At 63.0% G+C, this 18,684-nt stretch carries 21 protein-coding genes; 9 read left to right on the forward strand and 12 right to left on the reverse strand.

Annotated features, from left to right (window positions below; all coding sequences use genetic code 11):
- Window position 1: 1 nt before the first annotated feature.
- Window positions 2-673, reverse strand: a complete 672-nt coding sequence (locus IVA82_RS02010) for a 4-carboxy-4-hydroxy-2-oxoadipate aldolase/oxaloacetate decarboxylase (protein ID WP_247383594.1) — start codon at window positions 671-673, stop codon at window positions 2-4.
- A 98-nt stretch (window positions 674-771) separates the two neighbouring features.
- Complete coding sequence (locus IVA82_RS02015; protein ID WP_247383595.1) at window positions 772-1,758, reverse strand: LysR substrate-binding domain-containing protein; 987 nt, start codon at window positions 1,756-1,758, stop codon at window positions 772-774.
- Window positions 1,759-1,944: 186 nt separating this feature from the next.
- Between IVA82_RS02015 and IVA82_RS02020 the strand changes: the two genes are divergently transcribed.
- The 6 genes from IVA82_RS02020 to IVA82_RS02045 are packed head-to-tail and all read left to right on the forward strand — an operon-like array spanning window position 1,945 to window position 6,613.
- On the forward strand, window positions 1,945-2,703 hold the full coding sequence (locus tag IVA82_RS02020) for an SDR family oxidoreductase (RefSeq protein WP_247383596.1): 759 nt from the start codon (window positions 1,945-1,947) through the stop codon (window positions 2,701-2,703).
- Between the two features lie 47 nt (window positions 2,704-2,750).
- Window positions 2,751-3,209 (forward strand): acetyl-CoA carboxylase biotin carboxyl carrier protein, encoded by a 459-nt coding sequence (accB, locus tag IVA82_RS02025; protein ID WP_247383597.1) that lies wholly within the window; start codon window positions 2,751-2,753, stop codon window positions 3,207-3,209.
- Window positions 3,209-4,564, forward strand: coding sequence for an acetyl-CoA carboxylase biotin carboxylase subunit (accC, locus tag IVA82_RS02030; protein WP_247383598.1), 1,356 nt, complete (start codon window positions 3,209-3,211; stop codon window positions 4,562-4,564). Before accB ends, accC begins: the two co-directional genes overlap by 1 nt.
- Window positions 4,561-5,223 (forward strand): 5-oxoprolinase subunit PxpB, encoded by a 663-nt coding sequence (gene pxpB / locus IVA82_RS02035; protein WP_247383599.1) that lies wholly within the window; start codon window positions 4,561-4,563, stop codon window positions 5,221-5,223. The genes accC and pxpB (IVA82_RS02035) overlap by 4 nt, the downstream gene beginning before the upstream one ends.
- Window positions 5,220-6,197 (forward strand): biotin-dependent carboxyltransferase family protein, encoded by a 978-nt coding sequence (locus tag IVA82_RS02040; protein WP_247383600.1) that lies wholly within the window; start codon window positions 5,220-5,222, stop codon window positions 6,195-6,197. Before pxpB (IVA82_RS02035) ends, IVA82_RS02040 begins: the two co-directional genes overlap by 4 nt.
- Entirely contained in the window at window positions 6,188-6,613 is a 426-nt protein-coding gene (locus tag IVA82_RS02045; protein WP_247383601.1) for an acetyl-CoA carboxylase biotin carboxyl carrier protein subunit, read from the forward strand. The genes IVA82_RS02040 and IVA82_RS02045 overlap by 10 nt, the downstream gene beginning before the upstream one ends.
- On the opposite strand, the gene IVA82_RS02050 is transcribed toward IVA82_RS02045, so the two are convergent.
- The 9 genes from IVA82_RS02050 to IVA82_RS02090 all read right to left on the reverse strand — a co-directional run bounded on the left by IVA82_RS02050 (window position 6,606) and on the right by IVA82_RS02090 (window position 15,371).
- Entirely contained in the window at window positions 6,606-7,373 is a 768-nt protein-coding gene (locus IVA82_RS02050; RefSeq protein ID WP_247383602.1) for a 5-oxoprolinase subunit PxpA, read from the reverse strand. The two genes, IVA82_RS02045 and IVA82_RS02050, sit on opposite strands and share 8 nt — an antisense overlap.
- Before the next feature lie 35 nt (window positions 7,374-7,408).
- A complete protein-coding gene (locus IVA82_RS02055; protein WP_247383603.1) occupies window positions 7,409-8,386 on the reverse strand; it encodes a biotin-dependent carboxyltransferase family protein in 978 nt (325 codons plus the stop codon).
- A complete protein-coding gene (gene pxpB / locus IVA82_RS02060) occupies window positions 8,383-9,078 on the reverse strand; it encodes a 5-oxoprolinase subunit PxpB (RefSeq protein WP_247383604.1) in 696 nt (231 codons plus the stop codon). Before pxpB (IVA82_RS02060) ends, IVA82_RS02055 begins: the two co-directional genes overlap by 4 nt.
- Window positions 9,079-9,216: 138 nt before the next feature.
- Window positions 9,217-10,311, reverse strand: a complete 1,095-nt coding sequence (locus IVA82_RS02065; protein WP_247383605.1) for an ABC transporter ATP-binding protein — start codon at window positions 10,309-10,311, stop codon at window positions 9,217-9,219.
- Window positions 10,312-10,322: 11 nt separating this feature from the next.
- On the reverse strand, window positions 10,323-11,387 hold the full coding sequence (locus tag IVA82_RS02070; protein WP_247383606.1) for an extracellular solute-binding protein: 1,065 nt from the start codon (window positions 11,385-11,387) through the stop codon (window positions 10,323-10,325).
- A gap of 28 nt (window positions 11,388-11,415) precedes the next feature.
- Window positions 11,416-12,219, reverse strand: a complete 804-nt coding sequence (locus IVA82_RS02075) for an ABC transporter permease (protein ID WP_247493138.1) — start codon at window positions 12,217-12,219, stop codon at window positions 11,416-11,418.
- Complete coding sequence (locus tag IVA82_RS02080) at window positions 12,219-13,151, reverse strand: ABC transporter permease (protein WP_247383608.1); 933 nt, start codon at window positions 13,149-13,151, stop codon at window positions 12,219-12,221. The genes IVA82_RS02075 and IVA82_RS02080 overlap by 1 nt, the downstream gene beginning before the upstream one ends.
- 221 nt (window positions 13,152-13,372) lie before the next feature.
- Window positions 13,373-14,575 (reverse strand): pyridoxal phosphate-dependent aminotransferase, encoded by a 1,203-nt coding sequence (locus tag IVA82_RS02085; protein ID WP_247383609.1) that lies wholly within the window; start codon window positions 14,573-14,575, stop codon window positions 13,373-13,375.
- A complete protein-coding gene (locus IVA82_RS02090; RefSeq protein WP_247383610.1) occupies window positions 14,568-15,371 on the reverse strand; it encodes an SDR family oxidoreductase in 804 nt (267 codons plus the stop codon). Before IVA82_RS02090 ends, IVA82_RS02085 begins: the two co-directional genes overlap by 8 nt.
- A 239-nt stretch (window positions 15,372-15,610) precedes the next feature.
- Here IVA82_RS02090 and IVA82_RS02095 point away from each other — a divergent pair, with 239 nt between their 5' ends.
- Both IVA82_RS02095 and IVA82_RS02100 read left to right on the forward strand, forming a co-directional pair.
- Window positions 15,611-16,303, forward strand: a complete 693-nt coding sequence (locus IVA82_RS02095; RefSeq protein ID WP_247383611.1) for an SDR family NAD(P)-dependent oxidoreductase — start codon at window positions 15,611-15,613, stop codon at window positions 16,301-16,303.
- Window positions 16,304-16,682: 379 nt separating this feature from the next.
- Complete coding sequence (locus IVA82_RS02100) at window positions 16,683-16,901, forward strand: helix-turn-helix domain-containing protein (RefSeq protein WP_247383612.1); 219 nt, start codon at window positions 16,683-16,685, stop codon at window positions 16,899-16,901.
- Between the two features lie 33 nt (window positions 16,902-16,934).
- On the opposite strand, the gene IVA82_RS02105 is transcribed toward IVA82_RS02100, so the two are convergent.
- A complete protein-coding gene (locus tag IVA82_RS02105) occupies window positions 16,935-17,678 on the reverse strand; it encodes an adenylate/guanylate cyclase domain-containing protein (protein ID WP_247383613.1) in 744 nt (247 codons plus the stop codon).
- 124 nt (window positions 17,679-17,802) lie between these two features.
- Between IVA82_RS02105 and IVA82_RS02110 the strand changes: the two genes are divergently transcribed.
- Window positions 17,803-18,429: a transposase gene (locus IVA82_RS02110; protein ID WP_247383614.1), complete on the forward strand. Its 627-nt coding sequence runs from the start codon at window positions 17,803-17,805 to the stop codon at window positions 18,427-18,429.
- Window positions 18,430-18,684 lie beyond the last annotated feature (255 nt).

Consider the following 18,684-nt stretch of genomic DNA (forward strand, 5'->3'; position numbering starts at 1 on the left):
CTCAGGCAAAGGTGCAGCCCTTGGCCTCCAGCACCTTGCCGATGCCGGACAGCTCGAGAATATCTCCGCCGGCCTTGAGCGCCTTCATCACGCCGGCTTCCTTGTCCTCGCGCGCCGCCGACTTGACGCAAACGTCCGCAATGTTCTCCTTGGGCACGATCACGACGCCGTCATCATCGGCACTCACGATATCGCCGGGACGGACGGCAATCCCGCCGATGACGATCGGCTGATTGATGTAGCCGAGGGTCTCCTTGACGGTGCCTTTCATGCAGAGGCCGTAGGAGAAGACGTTGAAGCCGGTGTCGCGCACCGCCGGTCCGTCGCGAACGCCGGCATCCGTGACCAGGCCGACAATACCCTTGGCGACGCAGGCCGTCGCCAGCACCTCGCCGAAGCCGCCCTGCTCAGGATGATCGCCCGCGCTCACCACGAGCACGTCGCCCGGCTTGGCCAGCGAAATCGCCGTGATTAGCATCATGTTGTCGGCTGGATGGCAGCTCACCGTCAGCGCCGGTCCGCAGGCGCGCATCCCGGAATAGATCGGCTTGATGCGGGAAGTCAGCGCGCCGGATCGCCCCTGCGCTTCGTGAAGGGTGGACGGCGGAAACTTCTTGATGCGCTCGACAAGCTCGGCGGCGGGCCGATCGAATGTCCTGATCACATGCACCATTATATCTCCTTGCGGCGGTCGCGATCTCTGTTACACCTCCATAACCAACCGACCTGGAGCGGCAAATTCAGATTTTAGGATTGCCGCATCGTGTTTCGTTATGGCTCGTCCTTCGGACGATCCAGAGACGACGTTGGGCCGTCCGTGACGATGGCAGCCGAGCCGAGGTGGAGATCAAACGGCCCCCACGTCTTGGCGATGATCTCGAGCAAGATCTTGTAGACAGCGAATGCCGCGTCGGACAACGCAGCATTATCGGAAATGCATAGTGACATCTGCTGCGAGGCCGACGGCGCATCGATGCGCCGAATGCAGAGCTCGTCGAGGTTCGGCAACTCCTTTGCGATCGACATGGGCAGCACTGCCGCCCCCACTCCGGCTGCAATCGCCGAAGAGAGAGTCGATTGGGAATGGATCTCGGCAACGATGCGCGGGCGAAGTCCCACCTCGGCGCAGACCCGCTCGACCGTCTGTCGCAGGAAAGATTCCCGATACGGAAGAAGCAGGTCGAATTGCGCCACCTCCGCCGCCGAAACTTCCTCCGGAGGCATCTGCTCCGGATACATGCTGCGGCGCGCGACAAGATAAAAGTACTCGCGCATCAACGGCTTGTAATCGAGACCGGTCACCGGGCGATCGCCGTAGAGGACAGCCATATCCATGCTCCCCTTCAGCATCATCTCGCTGAGCATGACCCCGGAGCTGTCGTAAATGTGCGGCACGATGCCGGGATAGCGTTCGCGTACCTGCATCAGCAGCGGGGTCGCCAGCAAAGCCGCCGAGCTGAGCGGCGCCAGACCGATCGTGACGTTGCCGGTCAGCTCCGGCTTGTTGTCCAGAATGGTGCGCCTGGCCTCTTCGATCTGCCGCTGGATCGACTTGGCATAGCGATAGAGGATTCGTCCGGCCTCCGTGGGCTTGACCCCGCGGGCGCTGCGGTCGAGCAACTTGCACTTGAATTCCGCCTCCAGGCTCGCAATGTGCTGGCTCAGGGCCGGCTGGGCGACATTCAGGACCTTCGCCGCGCTCGTCATGCTGCCGAGATCCACGACCTTGATGAAGGCCTCCAAGCGTTTCGTATCCAATACGGCGTCTCCGGATATCCAGACAGGGAGCAATGCAGCAGCAATAGGCTGAAGCTATGGGATCAGAACGAATTGTTCTTACCACTGGGAACTTGAGGGGCCTATAGCTAGTGCTGAACTCGTCCGCCGCTCGCGTTGCAGCCGAAGCCACCAGCGGGTTGGACGGTAGCAGAGGAGCCATCGCGGATGGGATTTTCGGACTATCGGACGGCCCTGGTGACGGGCGCATCCTCCGGAATAGGGGCCGCGACGGTTCGCCGCCTGCGCGCGGAAGGGCTCGAAGTCTACGCCGTGGCCCGCGACGCCACACGCCTGACCGCCCTGTCCGCGGAGACCGGATGCCGCCCGTGCGCCATCGACATCAGCGACCTCGATGCGCTTGCGACACTGGTGAAGTCGGCCGAGTTCGACGTCTTGGTCAACAACGCCGGCCAGTCCCGGCGCGGCAATATCCTGGACACGACACCTGAAGACGTGGACGCGCTCATCGACGTCAATCTGCGCGCAGTCCTGCATCTGACGCGACTGATCGTGCCAGGCATGGCGCACCGTGATCGAGGCCACGTCGTCAACATCTCCTCCATCGCTGGCCATTACGCGTTTGGCGGCGGAAACACCGTGTATCACGCCACCAAAGCGGGCATTCATTCGCTGTCGCAGCAACTGCGCGTCGATCTCTATGGGACCAGGGTTCGCGTCACCGAAATATCGCCGGCCCGGGTCGAGACCGAGGTTTTCGGCCGGCTGCTCGGTGATCTGGCCGAAGCCAAGCGTCGCTTCTTCGACGATTATGATGCACTCCAGCCCGAGGACATCGCCAATTCGATCGCATTCGCAGTTGGATCGCCAGCGCGCATGAATGTCGCGTTCATGGAAGTCCTGCCGACCCAGCAGGTCGTCGGCGGCCTCAATTTTGCACAGAAGGGCCGGCCGCCGGCCGAGTGACGCATGAACGCCCCGAACTCGACAGGCCGTCAACGCGGAGCGTGACTGTGGACCTCTCCAAAATCGAACAACTCATCGATCTCGTTACGCGCTCCTCCATCGCGGAGCTGGACCTCACGCAGGACAGCACCCGCATTCGCATCCTCAAGCGCGCCTCTGCAGGAGCCCCTGCGGTCCCGGCGCAGCCTGCAAACGGGGGCAATATCGAGACCCCCACTCTCGATCACCGGGAAAGCCCTGCTCCCGAGGTTACTGCCGACATCGTCGTGCCAGCACCGATGCACGGCGTCTTCTACCGGGCTGCTGCGCCGGACGAGCCGCCGCTGATCGAGGTCGGCGCGCGGATCGAGGCCGGGCAGAAGATCTGCATCATCGAAGCGATGAAGACCTTCATCGACATCGCCGCCGAGGCACCCGGTGTCGTGCTTGCGATTCTCGCTGAGAACGGTGACGAGATCGAAGCAGGGCAAGCCCTGTTCCGGATCGGTCCTGCGGATTCGTCCTGATGTTCGACAAGGTCCTGATTGCCAATCGCGGCGAGATCGCGCTTCGCATCCAGCGCGCCTGTCGGGCGATGGGTCTCAAGGCGGTCGTCATTTACTCGGAGGCGGACCGCGACGCGCGCTATGTCGCACTCGCCGATGAGGCCCTCTGCATCGGGCCGGCGCCGGCGAGCAGCACCTACCTCAACGCTGCGGCAATCCTGCTCGCAGCCGAAGTCAGCGGCGCCCAGGCGATCCACCCGGGTTACGGATTCCTCTCTGAGAGTGCGGAGTTCGCCGATCGGGTCGCGCGCGCCGGCCTCACCTTCATCGGCCCTCCGGCGGATTGTATCCGAACCATGGGCGACAAGGTCGCGGCCAAGCGCGCGATGCGACTGGCGGGCGTGCCTTGCGTGCCCGGCCCGGACAGCGCGTTGCCGGATAATTCCGCGGAAGTGCGCGCGATCGCCCGGGACATCGGATATCCTGTCATCGTCAAGGCCGCCGGTGGCGGCGGCGGGCGTGGCATGCGGATCGTGCGCAGCGAAGGCGCGCTGGACGAGGCGTTGGCGTTGACCCGCGCGGAAGCCAGCAAGGCTTTCAGGAACGCTGCGGTCTACATCGAGAAATTCCTGGAAACGCCCCGTCATATCGAGATTCAGGTGCTGTGCGACCAGCACGACAATCATCTCTGGCTCGGCGACCGCGACTGCTCGCTTCAGCGCAGGAACCAGAAGGTGGTCGAAGAAGCCCCGGCGCCCGGCATCGACCGCGTGCTGATCGAGCAAGTGGGCGCCAGCTGCGTCGAAGCCTGCCGGCGGATCGGCTATCGCGGTGCCGGCACCTTCGAATTCCTCTACGAGGACGAGCAATTCTTCTTCATCGAGATGAACACGCGCGTCCAGGTGGAGCATCCGGTCACCGAGATGACGACGGGGATCGATATCGTCAAGGCGCAGATCCGCATCGCGCAAGGCGAGCCGCTGGGGATAGCGCAGAGCGACATCGCGCGTGTCGGTCACGCCGTCGAATTCCGCATCAATGCCGAGGACCCCGGCACCTTCGCGCCCTCGCCCGGCACGATGACGCGCTGGGACGTGCCGGGCGGCATCGGCATCCGCGTCGATTCGCATATCACCGCCGGCGCCATCGTTCCCCGTCACTATGACTCGCTGATCGGCAAGCTCATCGCCCATGGCGGCACCCGCGACGAGGCCCTGGCGCGTGCGCGGGTCGCCTTGTCCGAACTGCGCGCCGAAGGCATCCGAACCAATGTGCCGTTGCACCAGGCGATCCTCGCCGATCCGACGTTCTGCCGCGGCGGCTACGACATCCATCATCTCGAGCACTGGATGAATGCGCGGGTGGCCGCGCCATGACGACGCCGGACCGACCGCGGATCAGCCTGCTCGGGACATCGGCCCTCCTGTTCGAGGCGCCCGGCGAATTCGACCTGCCGCACCAGCGGCGCATCTGGTCGCTGGCGGCCACCGCGTCGAAATGGGCAGAAATCCGCGAGGCCATTCCCGGCATCACCAACTTGATGCTGACCTTCGAGACCCCTCCGCGCAAACTGGACACCTTGATCGCCGCTCTCAACGACGGCTGGGACGCGGCGGAAGGCCTCGCGATCGGCGGCCGCGAGATCAGGCTGCCCGTCACCTATGGCGGCGAGATCGGATCGCAGCTTCAGTCCGTCGCCGACCATTGCGGCCTGTCCGTCGACGACGTGGTCTCGCTCCATGCGGCCCCGCTCTACACGGTGTTCGCGCTCGGCAGCCATCCCGGTTATTGCTATCTCGGCGGCATGGACCCGCGCATCACCATGCCGCGACGGCAGACGCCGCTGCAACGCTCCGCGGGCGGCTCGGTGTCGATCGGCGGATCGCAGACTGGTGTCTCCGCTTCGCCCGGGCCGAGCGGCTGGCACGCCATCGGGCATACGAGTTGGACCTTCTTCGATCCGTCCTGGCCGACGCCGGCCGCGCTCGTACCGGGCGATACCATCCGTTTCGAGATCGAACGGGTGATCCGGTGATCGAGATCCTGTCAGTCACAGGGCCCGCCAGCGTCCAGGATCTCGGCCGCTTCGACCAGTATCGCTTCGGGGTCGGCACTTCGGGTGCGATGGACGATGTCGCCCTGCGCGCCGGCAACATCCTTCTCGGCAACGACGAGAACGCTGCCGGCATCGAAATCCCGATGCTGCCCTTCAAGCTTCGTTTCGGCCGGAACATGGCCTTTGCGCTCACGGGCGCCGACGTCGAGGCCGAGATCGCAGGACGCGTGATCCCGCCATGGTGGCGTTCGCGCGCCCGTGCCGGAGATATTCTGACCGTCAAGCCAATGCCCGGCGGCGCACGAAGCTATCTGACATTCGGCGGTGGCATCGACGTGCCCATGGTGCTGGGCTCGCGCAGCACGCAGTTTCGCGGCGAGTTCGGCGGCTGGCACGGACGGCCGCTCCAGCCCGGCGACATCCTGCCCTGCGCCGCGTCGACCGCGACCATTGGGGATCTCGGGATCGAGCCGGCCGAGATCACGCTTGCACGGCCGAACGCCGTCGCGGACGAGACCATCGTCAGGGTCGTGATTGCCGGCGAATATGACGGGTTCGACGCCGCCACGCAGGCGCTGTTCTGGTCCAGCAGCTGGAAGATCACGCCGCAGAGCAACCGTTACGGCTACCGCCTGCAAGGCCCCACCGTGAAGCCGAAAGCGCCGATCGAGAAGCGCTCGCACGGCATCGTCCCCGGCGTGATCCAGATTCCGCCGAACGGACAGCCGATCATCCAGATGCGCGACGCCCAGACGTCCGGCGGCTATCCGAAAATGGCAACCGTGATCCGGGCCGACCTGTGGCGCGTCGGGCAGGCGCGGCTCGGAAGCAAGTTGCGGTTCGAGCAGACGGCCTACGCCGATGCGCTGGCGGCCGAGACCGAGATGTCAGCCTATCTCGAGCGGCTCAGAATCAACGCGCGCCTCATCGAGGAGATCAGAAAATGCCGATAGAGCTGACCGACATCGCACGTCTGGCGCAGATCCTCGAAAGGTCCGGCGTCGACACGATCGAAATCGAGGAGCCCGGCCAGTCCCTGAAGCTGGTCGTCGACACGGGCCCGCGCATGGCCACGTCACCGACGCTTGCGGCCCCGGCTGTAGACCATTCCGTCATCGCAAAAGCCGACGTCGCAGGGCATTTCCTTGTGGCTCATCCCTGGCGGGACAAGCCGTTCGTCGCACAGGGCCAGCGGATCGAGGCCGGCGCGATCGTCGGCCTCGTCAAAATCGGGTTGCTGTATGCGCCCATCGTGGCACCGGCCGCCGGCACCGTTGATGCCGTGATCGCGGAGCCTGGCGCAACGGTCGGCTACGGCACACCGATTGTGCGCATCCGCCCGCTCTCCGAGGGAAGCCCGATCAATTGAGCAGTACAGTTGCGGGCGTGACTTCGCCGCCGCCCTGCTCGATCACGCGGCGCACCGTGCCAGCAAGATTGACGGAACCCGGCGTGTCGCTATGGATCAGGATCGAGCGCGCCTCGACCTTGATCGATTTGCCCTCGATCGTCTGCACAGTGCCACTATCGAGAAAGCGCTTGACCCGCTCGGCCACCGCATCAGCCGAAGTGATGACCGAGTTGGCAAGCTTGCGGGACACCAGATGACCGTGCTCGTCATAGGCGCGATCAGCCAGGAACAAAGTGAGGATGCGCAGGCCCACCTTGCGCGCGGCGCGCACGATCTCGGCGTCCGGCTGTGAGAACACGATGAAATCGCGATTGATGGTCGCAATCGCACGGGCAACGACATCGGCCATATCGGGGTCGGCATTGACCATGTTGCCCATCGCGGCGTGGAAGCTGACATGGGTCACGCGATGGCCGGCATTGGCTGCAATCGCCTGCAAGGCGCCGATCTGATAGACCATGTGCTTCTCGAGCTCGGCGGCATCCATCTGGATGACGCGGCGGCCAAACCCGAGCAGATCGGGCAGGCCCGGATGGGCACCGACCTCGACCCCCTTCTGCTTCGCCAGGCGAACCATGCGATCCATGATGACAGGATCGCCAGCGTGGAAGCCGCACGCCACGTTGGCGGACGAGATGATGCCCATCAGCGCCTCGTCGTCGCAGACGCGATAATTGCCGAAACCTTCGCCCATGTCTGAGTCGATGCCAATTTTCATGTTCGTACCCTGCTCTTGTTATTGTTGACGTCCACTCAAAGCGCTCGATAGAGATCCGCGGTTGCTCGCAACTTCACGAGGTAGTCGTTGACGGGAGCCATGGCCGCAACGGCCTCCTGATAGCTGACCTCGCTGAAGGCGATGAATGATCCCGGCGCCGCCTGGCCGAGACGCCAGAGATCGGCCTGAATCACGGCGGCCATTTTCGGATAGCCACCGGCCGTGTTGGCGTCGCTCATCTGGATGATCGGTTCGCCGGCAGGCGGCACCTGCACGACGCCTGCCACAACGCCATGCGAACGCATCTCGACCGGCGCGTCCAATGTCAGCTTGCCGCCGGTGAGACGGTATCCGCCCCGATCGCTCCGGGCGCTGATCTTCCATGTCGTGGACCAGAACGCGGCCTGCATCGCCTCCGAAAACAGATCATATTCGCCGGCCCGCATGACGCGCACCGGCAGCACGCGGCCCTTCGATGGACCACGGCCAGCGATCGCCACATCGGGTGGCTCGACGCCGAAGCCGAAGCGGCCGGTGGCTTCGGACTGTGTCCCGCCCACCGGCACGACGTCGCCTGCCTGCAAGGCGCGCCCCTCCATCCCGCCGAATCCGGCGCGCAGATGGGTGCTGCGCGAGCCCAGCACGCGCGGCACACCGATGCCCCCTCCGAACGTCACGTAGACGCGCGCGCCACGCCGGGGCGTTGCGATCGAGAGAATATCGCCCGCCTTGGCCCGCCTGCACCACCAGGATGGGACAGCGGCGCCCGCCAATGTGGCATCGTGATCGGCACCAGTGAGCGCAAACGTGGCGTCGGCTGAAAATCGCAGGCGGAAGGGGAACGTCTGAATCTCGATACCAGCTGCATCGGGATCGTTGCCGAGCAGCGCGTTGCCGGCCCCGAGCGCGACGCGATCCATGGCGCCGGATGTACTCACACCGAGGCAGCGCGCGCCGTAGCGGCCCTGATCCTGGATGGTGTTGAACGCATGGCTGGTCAGTATCTCGATCATAGCTCGATCCGATCGATCATGAACCTGATGCGGTCACCCGGCAGCATCAGAGACGGCTGCGCCCGTTGCGGATCGAACATCGCAACCGAGGCCCAGCCAATCGCATTCCACCCGTTCGGACTGGTCAGGACAGCGACGCCGGTCTGCATCCCTCCGATGGTTACCGAGCCCGCACACATGTTCAGTGAGGGTACGGATTTTCGTGGCATGTAGATGCGCGGATCGAGGCCATGGAGGTAACCGAACCCTGGCGAACTTGCGACGGCGCAGACGGTATATTCCCCACTGCTGTGAATCCGGATCACTTCCCGTTCGGGTAACCCCGCGCGCGCAGCGACCGCAGGCAAGTCGAATCCGTGCTCGCCGCCATAGACGACAGGAATATCGATGAGCTTGCCGTCCGCCTGGCGGCTTGGCAGACGGTGCCACAGCTCGACGATTGAAGCGCTGAGCACGCCGATATCTTCGGGCGGCCGCTCAAATGCCAGCATCACGTTCGTGACGCCAATGACGGCCTCCTGGACATTTGGCCAGGACGAGAGGGCATCGGCAAGCGCCCAGACACGTCCCTGCTGCACCAGGTCGAAGTCACCCGGCGCTTCGACTAGCATCGCAAGCGTGCCGATCAGGCTGATCTTCGGGCTTTTCTCGATCGTGCCGACAAAGGGAGCGTTGGGCTGATTAACCGACAAAAGGGCCTCGCTGGTCGAACGCGCGTGGCGCTGCCACAGTCAAATCTAGCCAAGCGGCGCAAGCCGATCCAAGACGATGTTCGTCTGCGGGTATAAAGGATGTCGATTGCACGCGAGACGCCGCGCTCGTACGCCGCTTCAGTGACGCGCAATGACGTGATTGCTGGGCGACTCCCACCGCGCCACGACCTCCTCACCCACGGCGTACCGAAGTCCGGCCTGTTGCGACTGGTTCTGCTCGAATACGATGATCTGCCCGCCGCTCGGCGTCTTGAGATAGTAGTGACTGACGAATCCGCGATAGATGGCCTGGTCGACACGCGCCATCACGCTGTTGAGGCGTTGCGCCGCCGGGCTCTGGCCAACGCGCTCGACCACGATTGCCTCGGGCCTGATCGAGACCATTACATCGCTTGCCGATTGCGGAATCTGGTCGACCTGAAGGCTCAATTCGGGCGAGACGCGAATGACCGCCCCGTTTCCGTTGCGCTGCTCGATGGGGCCCTCGAACAGGTTTGACGCGCCGATGAACTGGGCGACGAATTTCGAGGTCGGGCGCTGGTAGATTTCGGTCGCCGAGCCGACCTGCTCGAGCTTGCCATCGCGCATCACCACAATCTTGTCGGCCATCGTCAGGGCTTCGTCCTGGTCGTGGGTCACCATGACGGTGGTCAGGCCGAGTCTGCGCTGAAGGGCGCGCAGTTCGACCTGCATGCTCTCGCGGAGCCCCTTGTCCAGCGCCCCGAGCGGCTCGTCGAGCAGTAGCATGGCCGGCTCGATCACCAGGGCCCGCCCCAGTGCGACGCGTTGCTGCTGGCCGCCGGAGAGTTGCGCCGGATAGCGCTTCCCGAAGCTGGACAGCTGAACGAGATTGAGTGCTTCGCCCACTTTCCTTGCGGCATCGGCCTTGGATATCCCGCGCATCTCAAGGCCGAATGCGATGTTCTCCTCGACCGTGAGATGAGGAAACAGCGCGTAGTTCTGGAACAACATCCCGACATTGCGGCGGTGCACCGGAACATCGGTCATCCTCCTGTCGTTCACGAAGACGTCGCCGGATGTCGGGCGGATCAGCCCCGCGATCATGCGCAGGCAGGTCGTCTTTCCGCATCCGCTCGGACCGAGCAGCGCGACCATATGGCCGGGCTCGATCGTGAGCGAGACGTCCTCGACCGCAATACTGCGGTTATATTCCTTACTGAGGCGGTCAAGCCTGACTTCGGAAGACCTCATGGTAGCCCGTCCTAGCTCGTGAACACCTGATTGTACCGCTCCAGCCACGGACCGCGGCGCGGAACGATGAACTTCCAATCCGGCGTGAACAGTCCGAGATCGGTCGCCTTGGTGTCGGGATAGGCAAGGAACTTGGCCGTCTCCGGCTTGAAGTCGATCCCTCCCACCGAGGGCGCGCTGAGCGTCTGCTCGGACAGCATCTTGGCGACCGAGGGCTCCAGAATGCGGTTGATCAGCGCACACGCAAGCTCGGGTTCGGGCGCATTCTTGACCAGCGTCATGCTGTTGATCCCGGTGAACGCGCCCTCCTTCGGGAACGTCATGTCGAGCGGCAAGCCCTTGGCCGTGTGCGGATAGATCGCCTTCGAATATTCGATGCCGCCGATGGTCGCCTGGCCCTGCGCCACCTGAAGCACCTGCGCCTCGCTGTCGTAGATCGTCAGGACGTTGGGCTTGAGCATTGCGAGCTTGTCCCAACCGCTATCGACCAGGTATTGCGCTTCCTTCAGCGGCTTGCCCGTCGTGAGCGCCGTCGCCACGATGAGCATCAGCACGCTCTGGGTGTTCTTGGGCGTATTAAGCAGGATCTGCTTGCGATATTTTGCGTCGAAGATCTGCTCGTAGCTCTCGAGCGGCTTCGTCACCTGGGGATTGATGAACATGGCCGCGCTTGAGATCGAGAAACCGACGCCATGATCCTCTTCGAAGAGATAGCGCGGATAGACCTTGGCAAGATTCGGAATCCTGGCGGGATCGAGCTTGTCGATCAGCCCTTCCTGCTTGGCCTGGGGGATGCCGACATCGTCCATCATCATCATGCTGAAGCGCGGCGTATCACGGGTGGCGCGGAGGGCGGCGATGTTGGAAAGCGTAGCGCCTTCGATCGTGAAGACGCGGCACTTGAACTCGGCCTCGAATTTCGGAATGACTTCCTTCTGAATCAGCTTGCCCAGCGCGGAGTTGTATACGCCGACATGCAGTTGCTTGGCGTCCTCCGCCCACGACCGGTTGATGATCGTCGGGAAAGCAACCGCGGATGCGCCGGCTTTAATGAGAGTCCTACGTGTCAGCTTCATGGGTCCAATCTCCATCTACCAATGCACATCAGGCAGCCAGCGCGCGGCGAAGGCCGACCAGTTTCTCCAGCAGCAGCACACCGACCATCCCCATCAGAATGATGATCGTCGACATCGCCGGTACGGAAGGGTCAAAGACGTTAACCAGTTGCCGCATCAGGACGAGCGGCACGGGCGAGTATTCCGAGTTCGCCAGCCACATCGTGACCGGATAGTTGTCGAAGGACACCATGAAGGCGAACAGCCCGCCGGCGGCGACGCCCGAGCCGATCTGCGGCAACGTCACGCGCCAGAAGGTCGTCAGCCGGTTTGCGCCGAGGGTGCGCGCGGCATCCTCCAGATTCTCGTCCACGAGCTGGAGGCTGGTGACGACTGTGCGGATGACATAGGGCGACGTCACGACCACATGCCCGATCAGGAGGTTGAGCCGCGCATCCTGCGAGCCGAGCTTGGTTAGGACCTGAAGCAACGCCAGGCCCGTGACCAGCGCCGGAAAAATCAGCGGCGACAGCAAGAACCCCTTGATCGCTGCCAGTCCAAAGAACTTGCCACGGACCAGCGCGAAGGCCGCGGGCACGCCGAACAGGAGCGAGCCCGCCGTCGTGCCGAGCGCGAGCAGTATGCTCAGCCTCATCGCCTCGAGGAAGTCTCGGTCCTGGAGAACCTTGGCATACCATTTCAGCGTGAAGCCCTGCGGCGGGAACGTCACGAAATAGGAGTCGGAAACCGACACCGCCATGACCAGGAGCAGCGGCGCCAGGATGAACAGCATCATGCCGGCGGTGATGGTGTAGAGGATGAAGGCGCCGAAGCCGGAAAACCGCTCGTCCATCAGTCGGGCCTCCTGAGACGCCGGCCTTCCAGCAGCCACATCGAGACGCCGTTCACCGCGAGGACCAGGCCGACGAGAACGACGGCAATCGCGGCGCCGAACGGCCAGTCGTAGACGACGAAGATCTGCTGCTCGATCAGATTGCCGAGCATGACCGCCGAAGCGCCGCCCAGGATCGCGGGAATGACGAAGGAGCCTGCGGTGAGCGAGAATACCAGGGTAAACCCCGCCACGAAGCCGGGCATGCTCAACGGCAGCGTCACGCGGAGAAATACCTTCCACCACGGCGCACCCAGCATCCGGGCTGCATCTTCGAGGTTGAGATCGATCTTGCCGAGCGCTGAAGCCAGCGGCAGAACCATCATCGGGAAGAACACGTGCAGCGACCCGATGACGACAGCTACCTCGGTGTAGAGGACCGATATCGGGGCATCGACGATATGCAGCGTCATCAGGATCCAGTTCAGCATTCCCTTCGGACCGTTCTGGAGCACGAGCTGCCAGCCGTATCCACGAACGACGACGCTGACAATCAGGGGCGCGATGACGATCAAAGTGATGATGCGCGTGACCATCGGACGACTCTTGACCATCACCAGCGCGACCGGATAGGCGAGGACCGTCGCGAGCGCGGAGGTGATGACGCTGATCCGCAGCGTCGTCCAGAGCACGTGCACATAGAGATCGACGTTGATCAGACGGGCGTAGTGCGCAAGTGTGAATGGACGGCCGATGATGCCGCGGCTGTCCTGTGTCTGGATGCTCGAGAACAGCAGCCCCAGCGCCGGATAGAAGAAGAAGTACGTCAGGAATGCCAGCATCGGGACGGCGAGAAGCCCGACCGGCAGCGCCAGACGCCACCGCGATGCCCGCCTGGCTGCCGGTGGAGCTTGAACGCTTAAGATTGCCACCGCATCGTCGCTGGTGGTCATCGCTGGCCGTCCTCGACTGCGCGATACCAAGGCAATACCCCTCTTTGCACAAAGCTTATGCGTCGGCATCCTACAGGACCAAGAACATCTTCGTTTAGGGGCATTAGGAAGGATTATGACAATTGGTTCGGCATGCTGCTCCGATCTTGGTCGACGAATGCCGCTGGTTGCATCTTTCGTTCTCCGCCGAGGGCCAAGCCCCCTGACATATCGGCGCCCGGTCAGCGCAGGCTTTCGCAGAAGCTCGCGATACGCCGGCAGCCCTCCCTCAACGATTCGGTATCGGTCGCATAGGAAATGCGGAAATACGGGCTCATGCCATACGCGCCCCCGGGCACCGCCGCGACATGCTGTTCCTCCAGTAGCGCCGAGATGAAGTCGGCATCGGTTTCCAGCCGTCGCCCGCCCGTCGTGGTCTTGCCGATGCAGCCGGCGATGTTGGGAAACACGTAGAAGGCCCCTTCCGGCTTGTGGCAGGTGACGCCCGGAATCTGATTGAGGAGCCTGACCACCAGATCGCGCCGGTCGCGATAGATGTCAGCGCGCTCTTTCAGGTAGTCCTGGGGTCCGTCTAGGACCGCGACGGCCGCTGCCTGGCTCACCGTGCAGATTCCGCCGGTCGCCTGACCGTGGACATTGTTCATCGCCGCGATCAAGTCCTTGGGACCGCCGCAATAGCCGACCCGCCAGCCGGTCATGGCGTAGGCCTTGGACGCGCCGTTCACGGTCACGACGCGATTCTTCAGCTTCGGCTCGACCTGCGCGATAGTGCAGAACTGGAAACCGTCATAGGTGAGATGTTCATAGATGTCATCGGTGAGAATCCAGACGTCGGGGTGCTTCAGCATGACGTCGGCGATCGCGCGCATCTCCTCGCGCGTACAGGCAGCGCCAGTCGGATTGTTGGGAAAATTCAGGATCAGCCACTTCGTCCTGGGCGTGATCGCCGCCTCCAGGTCCGCCGGACGAAGCTTGAACTGGTTGTTCTCCGGGCAAGGCACCGCGATGGGCGTCGCTTCCGCCAGGAGAACGATGTCCGCATAGGTGATCCAGCCCGGCGCCGGAATGATGACCTCGTCGCCGGGATTGCAGGTAGCAAACAGCGCGTTGAAGATGATCTGCTTGCCGCCATTGGCGATCAGGATCTCGTCGAGGGCGTAGTCGAGATTGTTCTCGCGCTTGAACTTGCGCTGGACAGCGGTCCGCAGTGCGACGGTCCCCGGCTGCGCCGGATACTTGGTATCGCCTGCGAGGGCCGCCCGATGTGCGGCTTCGATCGCATGCGGCGGCGTCGGAAAATCGGGCTCGCCGGATGACAGACCCACGATCTTGACGCCCGCGTCGCGGAGCTCGCGCGCCTTGTCCGTCATCGCCGCCGAGGCCGACACCTTTACGGTCTTGAGGCGGTTTGCGAATTCAGGCATTGTCAGCTCCACTTCTCATTTCTTTCAAACGTGCGGCCTCGGATCGGCTCGCAAATCGCAGTTCACCGACGACCTGGAACGTGGGTACGATCTCGATCGTCGCGACGTTCATCCGCGCCGGCGATCCCAGCGCGAACGCAATGGCATCCGCGACGTCTTCGGACTGGAGCGTCTCGAAGCCGCCGACGAAGCGGGCATCCGGGTTGTCGGCGGCGTTCTGGTTCTGGAAGATGCTCGTCGCCACGCGCCCGGGCGAGACTTCGGTGACACGAACGCAGGTGCCGTAGAGATCGAAGCGCAATTGCTGCGACAGTGAATGAATGCCCGCCTTCGTCGCGTGATAGGCCACGGATGAATTGAATGTCGTGGCGTTCTCGCCGAAGGCATAGTGGCCGGCGATCGACGAGATATTGACCACGTGGCCGCTGTTGCGCCTCGCCATGCTTGGTGCGATCAACCGCGTCAGGTGCAGGACTGCGCGCAGATTGACGTCGACCAGGGTGTCGACATCGTCAGGCGCTGTATCCAGGATATTGCCGCGCCGCGACTGGCCGGCATTGTTGACGAGAACATCGAATTCGGCCGAGCTCGCAAGGCGCTTCAGGGCGTCGAGATCGTTCACATCGACCGCGCATGCGTGGCATCCGGTCTCGGCCGACAGGCTGGACAGCCGGCGAACGTCGCGCGCCAGCGCATGAACCTCGAGCCCCTCGGCACGGAGGCGCCGAACCGTCGCAGCCCCAATACCTGAGGACGCGCCCGTCACCAACGCCGTTCGATAGTCCGAAAATCCCATCCGCAAGGTTCTCTTGCCGTCAGCCAGAGCGGCGGAAAGTTACGTGCGGAGGCCGACGCACGCATACAGCGGATTTGTTCTGCCCTCATAAGGACAGCCAATATCCCGGCCGAAAGTCGTCGGGCGCGCGAGCCATAAGCGCACCCGATGCAGGCAGAGTGAATTTCTCTTACTCGTCGTCGCGCGCATCCCCTTACATTTTGCGATGCTCTTCGCTCGCCCATGGGAGACGGACTAGGATGTTGGAAGTCGGCAATCGGATCGTCTTGGTCTCCGGGGCTTCGCGCGGCATCGGGCGCGCCGTCGTCGACCAGCTCCTGGCCTCAGGCTTCCGGGTATCGGCGGGACTTCGCGACCCGAGCCGTCTCGCCGAGAGCGAGAGGCTCATGACGCACCGCTATGATGCCGAAGACGCCAAGAGCCCGATTTCCTGGGTCAACGCAACGGTCGCACGGTGGGGCGGTATCGACGCCATCGTCAACACCGCCGGCATCAATCCGAAGGTCCGTGTCTCCGACGAGGGCGAAAACGAGCTGGATGAAATGTGGCGCGTGAACGTCAAGGGACCCCTGCGCCTCGTCAGAGCCACCCTCCCTCATTTGGCCGTCTGCGGTCATGGGCGGGTCATCAATCTGGGATCCCTCTCCGGAAAGCGCGTGGGAAGCAACGTCGGCTACGCCATGACCAAGTTCGCCGTGGTTGCACTCACCCACGGCATTCGCCGGGAAGGACGCGCGGCCGGCATTCGGGCGACGGTGATCTGCCCGGGCTACGTTGCCACCGACATGACGCTGAACGACGACGAGATTCCCCGCCACGAGATGAGCCAGCCGGGCGATATCGCCCGCCTGGTAGAAACCGCGCTGATGCTACCGAACAACGCCTCGGTCTCCGAGATGCTCGTGCACTGCCAGTTTGAGCCCATGCTCTGAAGCCCCCGGGGAAAACGACTAAATTCGTAGCGGGAGACCGCTACCGCCTTTCCCCACACGACGCAAATCTGCGATATTTCCTCCGATCGTTCGCCTAAAATCAGAAGCCTGTCGAACGGCAGGTTCAAATCGGGGAGGTGCAACCACCCGATACCGACATTTGCTTCAGGTTGCGATCTGACCGTCGGAGTGGGCTCGCCAAGGACGACACGCTCCGGGATAGGACGACGCACGATGCTGTGCGCAAGTCGCGACGGCGTCCCGTTGGGATCAGACGAAGGCACTAAGCCCGGTGATAGACTTGCCCACGATCACGGTGTTCATCTCCCTGGTTCCTTCGTAGGAATGGATCGCCTCCGCGTCAGCCACGAACCGCCCGATGTGGCTCTTCGCAGGATGCCGTTGCCGCCGCGAGGGTCTTTCCTATCGCGGCTTGCTGGACGAACTCCGTACCCAGATTGCGCTGAAATATCTCCGCACAACTAGGCTTTCGAACGACGACATCGCTTTGGCGCTCGGATTCAGCGACGCCGCGAATTTCCGCCGCGCGTTCCATCGGTGGACGAACAAGGCGCCAAGCGATATCAGGGCAGAATAGGCCACCTGGCTCGCCCATCCATTTCACCCGACTTCATCCGCCGGACGGCTGCAAACCAGCCTGTCGTCCGGGGGCAGCCTTGCGCTCTCTTCTCACGCTCAGGAGGCGGATCGGCTCCTTGCAACCGCGCAATACGTGGACACCTTCGTCGACAAACGCTTTCGCAAGATCCTGACTCCCCTCTGCCAGCAGCGCCTCCAAGAATTGACCGGTAACCAGCACCGGAGCATCGAGAATTCGGCAATAAGATTCAACGCGGCTCGCGATATTCACGGTGTCCCCGACCAGGGTGAGCTCGAGCCGCCTTTCGCTGCCGACATCTCCCTGCACGACCTCGCCGTAGTGAATGCCGACGGCGATGCGGACGGCGTCCTCGTTCCAGCCGATGCGCTGCTGATTCCGGCATTCGATCGCGTTCACGATTTCCAGCGCGCACCGAGCCGCGTTTGTGGCATCTCGCCGGCTCGTCAGGGGCGGGCCAAAAAATGCCATCAGCCCGTCACCCAGATATTTGTCGACCGATCCGTGATTGGAGAAAACCGCCTCGCTAAGGAGATGAAGCAGATCGCGCAGCATGCCGATGACGAGGTCTGGAGGCTTTCCCGACGAATACGCGGTAAAGCCTATCATGTCGGCAAACAGGACAGTGGCGGGTTGACGGCGTGCGAAAGAGAAGGGCGTATGAATGCCGACAAGCTGGTCGACAATTTTCGGCGAGAAGAAGCGAGCGAGGTTTGCCCGTTCCCGCTCACAATCTCGATCGACCCATGACAGCAATGCTTGGCCACTCTCATGCTGTGCGGCGAAGCGATCGGGATGCCGCCACACTGCTGCTGAGGGAAGGCGACCTCGACTAGAGGAAATTCTCCTTGACCATCTCCCAGACGTCTCCTCCACGGCCATGCAGGACGGCACGAGCGGAATAAAGCGCCATCCCGATCGCAGGCTCGACCTGCATGAATGGCGGCATGACGAGCTGCATCGGGTTGACGTGCACGTGCAGAACGCAGGCCCCGGTTGCGCCAGCCAGTCCTTGACCGCGGTCTCCAACTGGTCCGCACTCGAAACGGTCTGGCCCCAGAGACCCAGCGCGCGCGCAACCCCGGCGAAATTCGGATTCTTCAACTTCGTGAAGGTTGCACGTCAAATAACGGAGGCATTTCCTTGGGATGAGGCTCCGCACTACATCATCCGCGATCGCGACCGGATCTATGGCAGCATCGTCACGCGCCGATTGCGCGCCATGGGCATCCGGGACAAGCCTACCGCACCAGCCTCACCCTGGCAGAACGGCTTTGCCGAACGGCTGATCGGATCGATCCGGCGTGAGTGTGTAGACCACATCATTGTCCTGGGTGAGGTGCATCTGCGCCAGATTCTGCAATCGTACGCACGCTATTACAATGACATCAGGACGCACCGGTCATTGGACAAAGATGCACCAGTCTCTCGTCAAATTCAGCGAATCGGTAGCATCAAATCACACGCCATCCTCGGCGGACTTCACCACCACTACGCCCGAGCTTAAGTTTTCGGTACACACAGCGGCTATCGCGGATTTCCAGACCGCACAAACCGCTGTTTTGCACCGAGCGGCGGACAGGTGGAAAAGCTCGAGCTCCCACGATCGGGAATCCCAGCCTAGTGTTAGCAGCCGGAACAGGGACGGACCTGAAGGATTCGTCCGCGCGCCTCAATAGCGCCGTCAGCGTGTCGAGCGAGGCGTGGATTGGCACCCGTTGTTGCAATCCGAGTGCGGCGCTTCTACTGGCTCATGCGCGCC

The organism is Bradyrhizobium sp. 142 (assembly GCF_023074015.1).
In the GTDB taxonomy this organism is placed as follows: domain Bacteria; phylum Pseudomonadota; class Alphaproteobacteria; order Rhizobiales; family Xanthobacteraceae; genus Bradyrhizobium.

Bases quoted from the DNA above. Each gene is read 5' to 3' on its own strand.
- IVA82_RS02020 (WP_247383596.1), top strand. From the start codon at position 1,945: ATGGGATTTTCGGACTATCGGACGGCCCTGGTGACGGGCGCATCCTCC.
- IVA82_RS02085 (WP_247383609.1), bottom strand. From the start codon at position 14,575: ATGCCTGAATTCGCAAACCGCCTCAAGACCGTAAAGGTGTCGGCCTCG.
- IVA82_RS02065 (WP_247383605.1), bottom strand. From the start codon at position 10,311: ATGAGGTCTTCCGAAGTCAGGCTTGACCGCCTCAGTAAGGAATATAAC.
- IVA82_RS02075 (WP_247493138.1), bottom strand. From the start codon at position 12,219: ATGGACGAGCGGTTTTCCGGCTTCGGCGCCTTCATCCTCTACACCATC.
- IVA82_RS02090 (WP_247383610.1), bottom strand. From the start codon at position 15,371: ATGGGATTTTCGGACTATCGAACGGCGTTGGTGACGGGCGCGTCCTCA.
- IVA82_RS02095 (WP_247383611.1), top strand. From the start codon at position 15,611: ATGTTGGAAGTCGGCAATCGGATCGTCTTGGTCTCCGGGGCTTCGCGC.
- IVA82_RS02080 (WP_247383608.1), bottom strand. From the start codon at position 13,151: ATGACCACCAGCGACGATGCGGTGGCAATCTTAAGCGTTCAAGCTCCA.
- IVA82_RS02055 (WP_247383603.1), bottom strand. From the start codon at position 8,386: ATGATCGAGATACTGACCAGCCATGCGTTCAACACCATCCAGGATCAG.
- IVA82_RS02100 (WP_247383612.1), top strand. From the start codon at position 16,683: ATGTGGCTCTTCGCAGGATGCCGTTGCCGCCGCGAGGGTCTTTCCTAT.
- accC (WP_247383598.1), top strand. From the start codon at position 3,209: ATGTTCGACAAGGTCCTGATTGCCAATCGCGGCGAGATCGCGCTTCGC.
- IVA82_RS02010 (WP_247383594.1), bottom strand. From the start codon at position 673: ATGGTGCATGTGATCAGGACATTCGATCGGCCCGCCGCCGAGCTTGTC.
- IVA82_RS02050 (WP_247383602.1), bottom strand. From the start codon at position 7,373: ATGAAAATTGGCATCGACTCAGACATGGGCGAAGGTTTCGGCAATTAT.
- pxpB (WP_247383599.1), top strand. From the start codon at position 4,561: ATGACGACGCCGGACCGACCGCGGATCAGCCTGCTCGGGACATCGGCC.
- IVA82_RS02110 (WP_247383614.1), top strand. From the start codon at position 17,803: ATGCAGGACGGCACGAGCGGAATAAAGCGCCATCCCGATCGCAGGCTC.
- IVA82_RS02070 (WP_247383606.1), bottom strand. From the start codon at position 11,387: ATGAAGCTGACACGTAGGACTCTCATTAAAGCCGGCGCATCCGCGGTT.
- IVA82_RS02045 (WP_247383601.1), top strand. From the start codon at position 6,188: ATGCCGATAGAGCTGACCGACATCGCACGTCTGGCGCAGATCCTCGAA.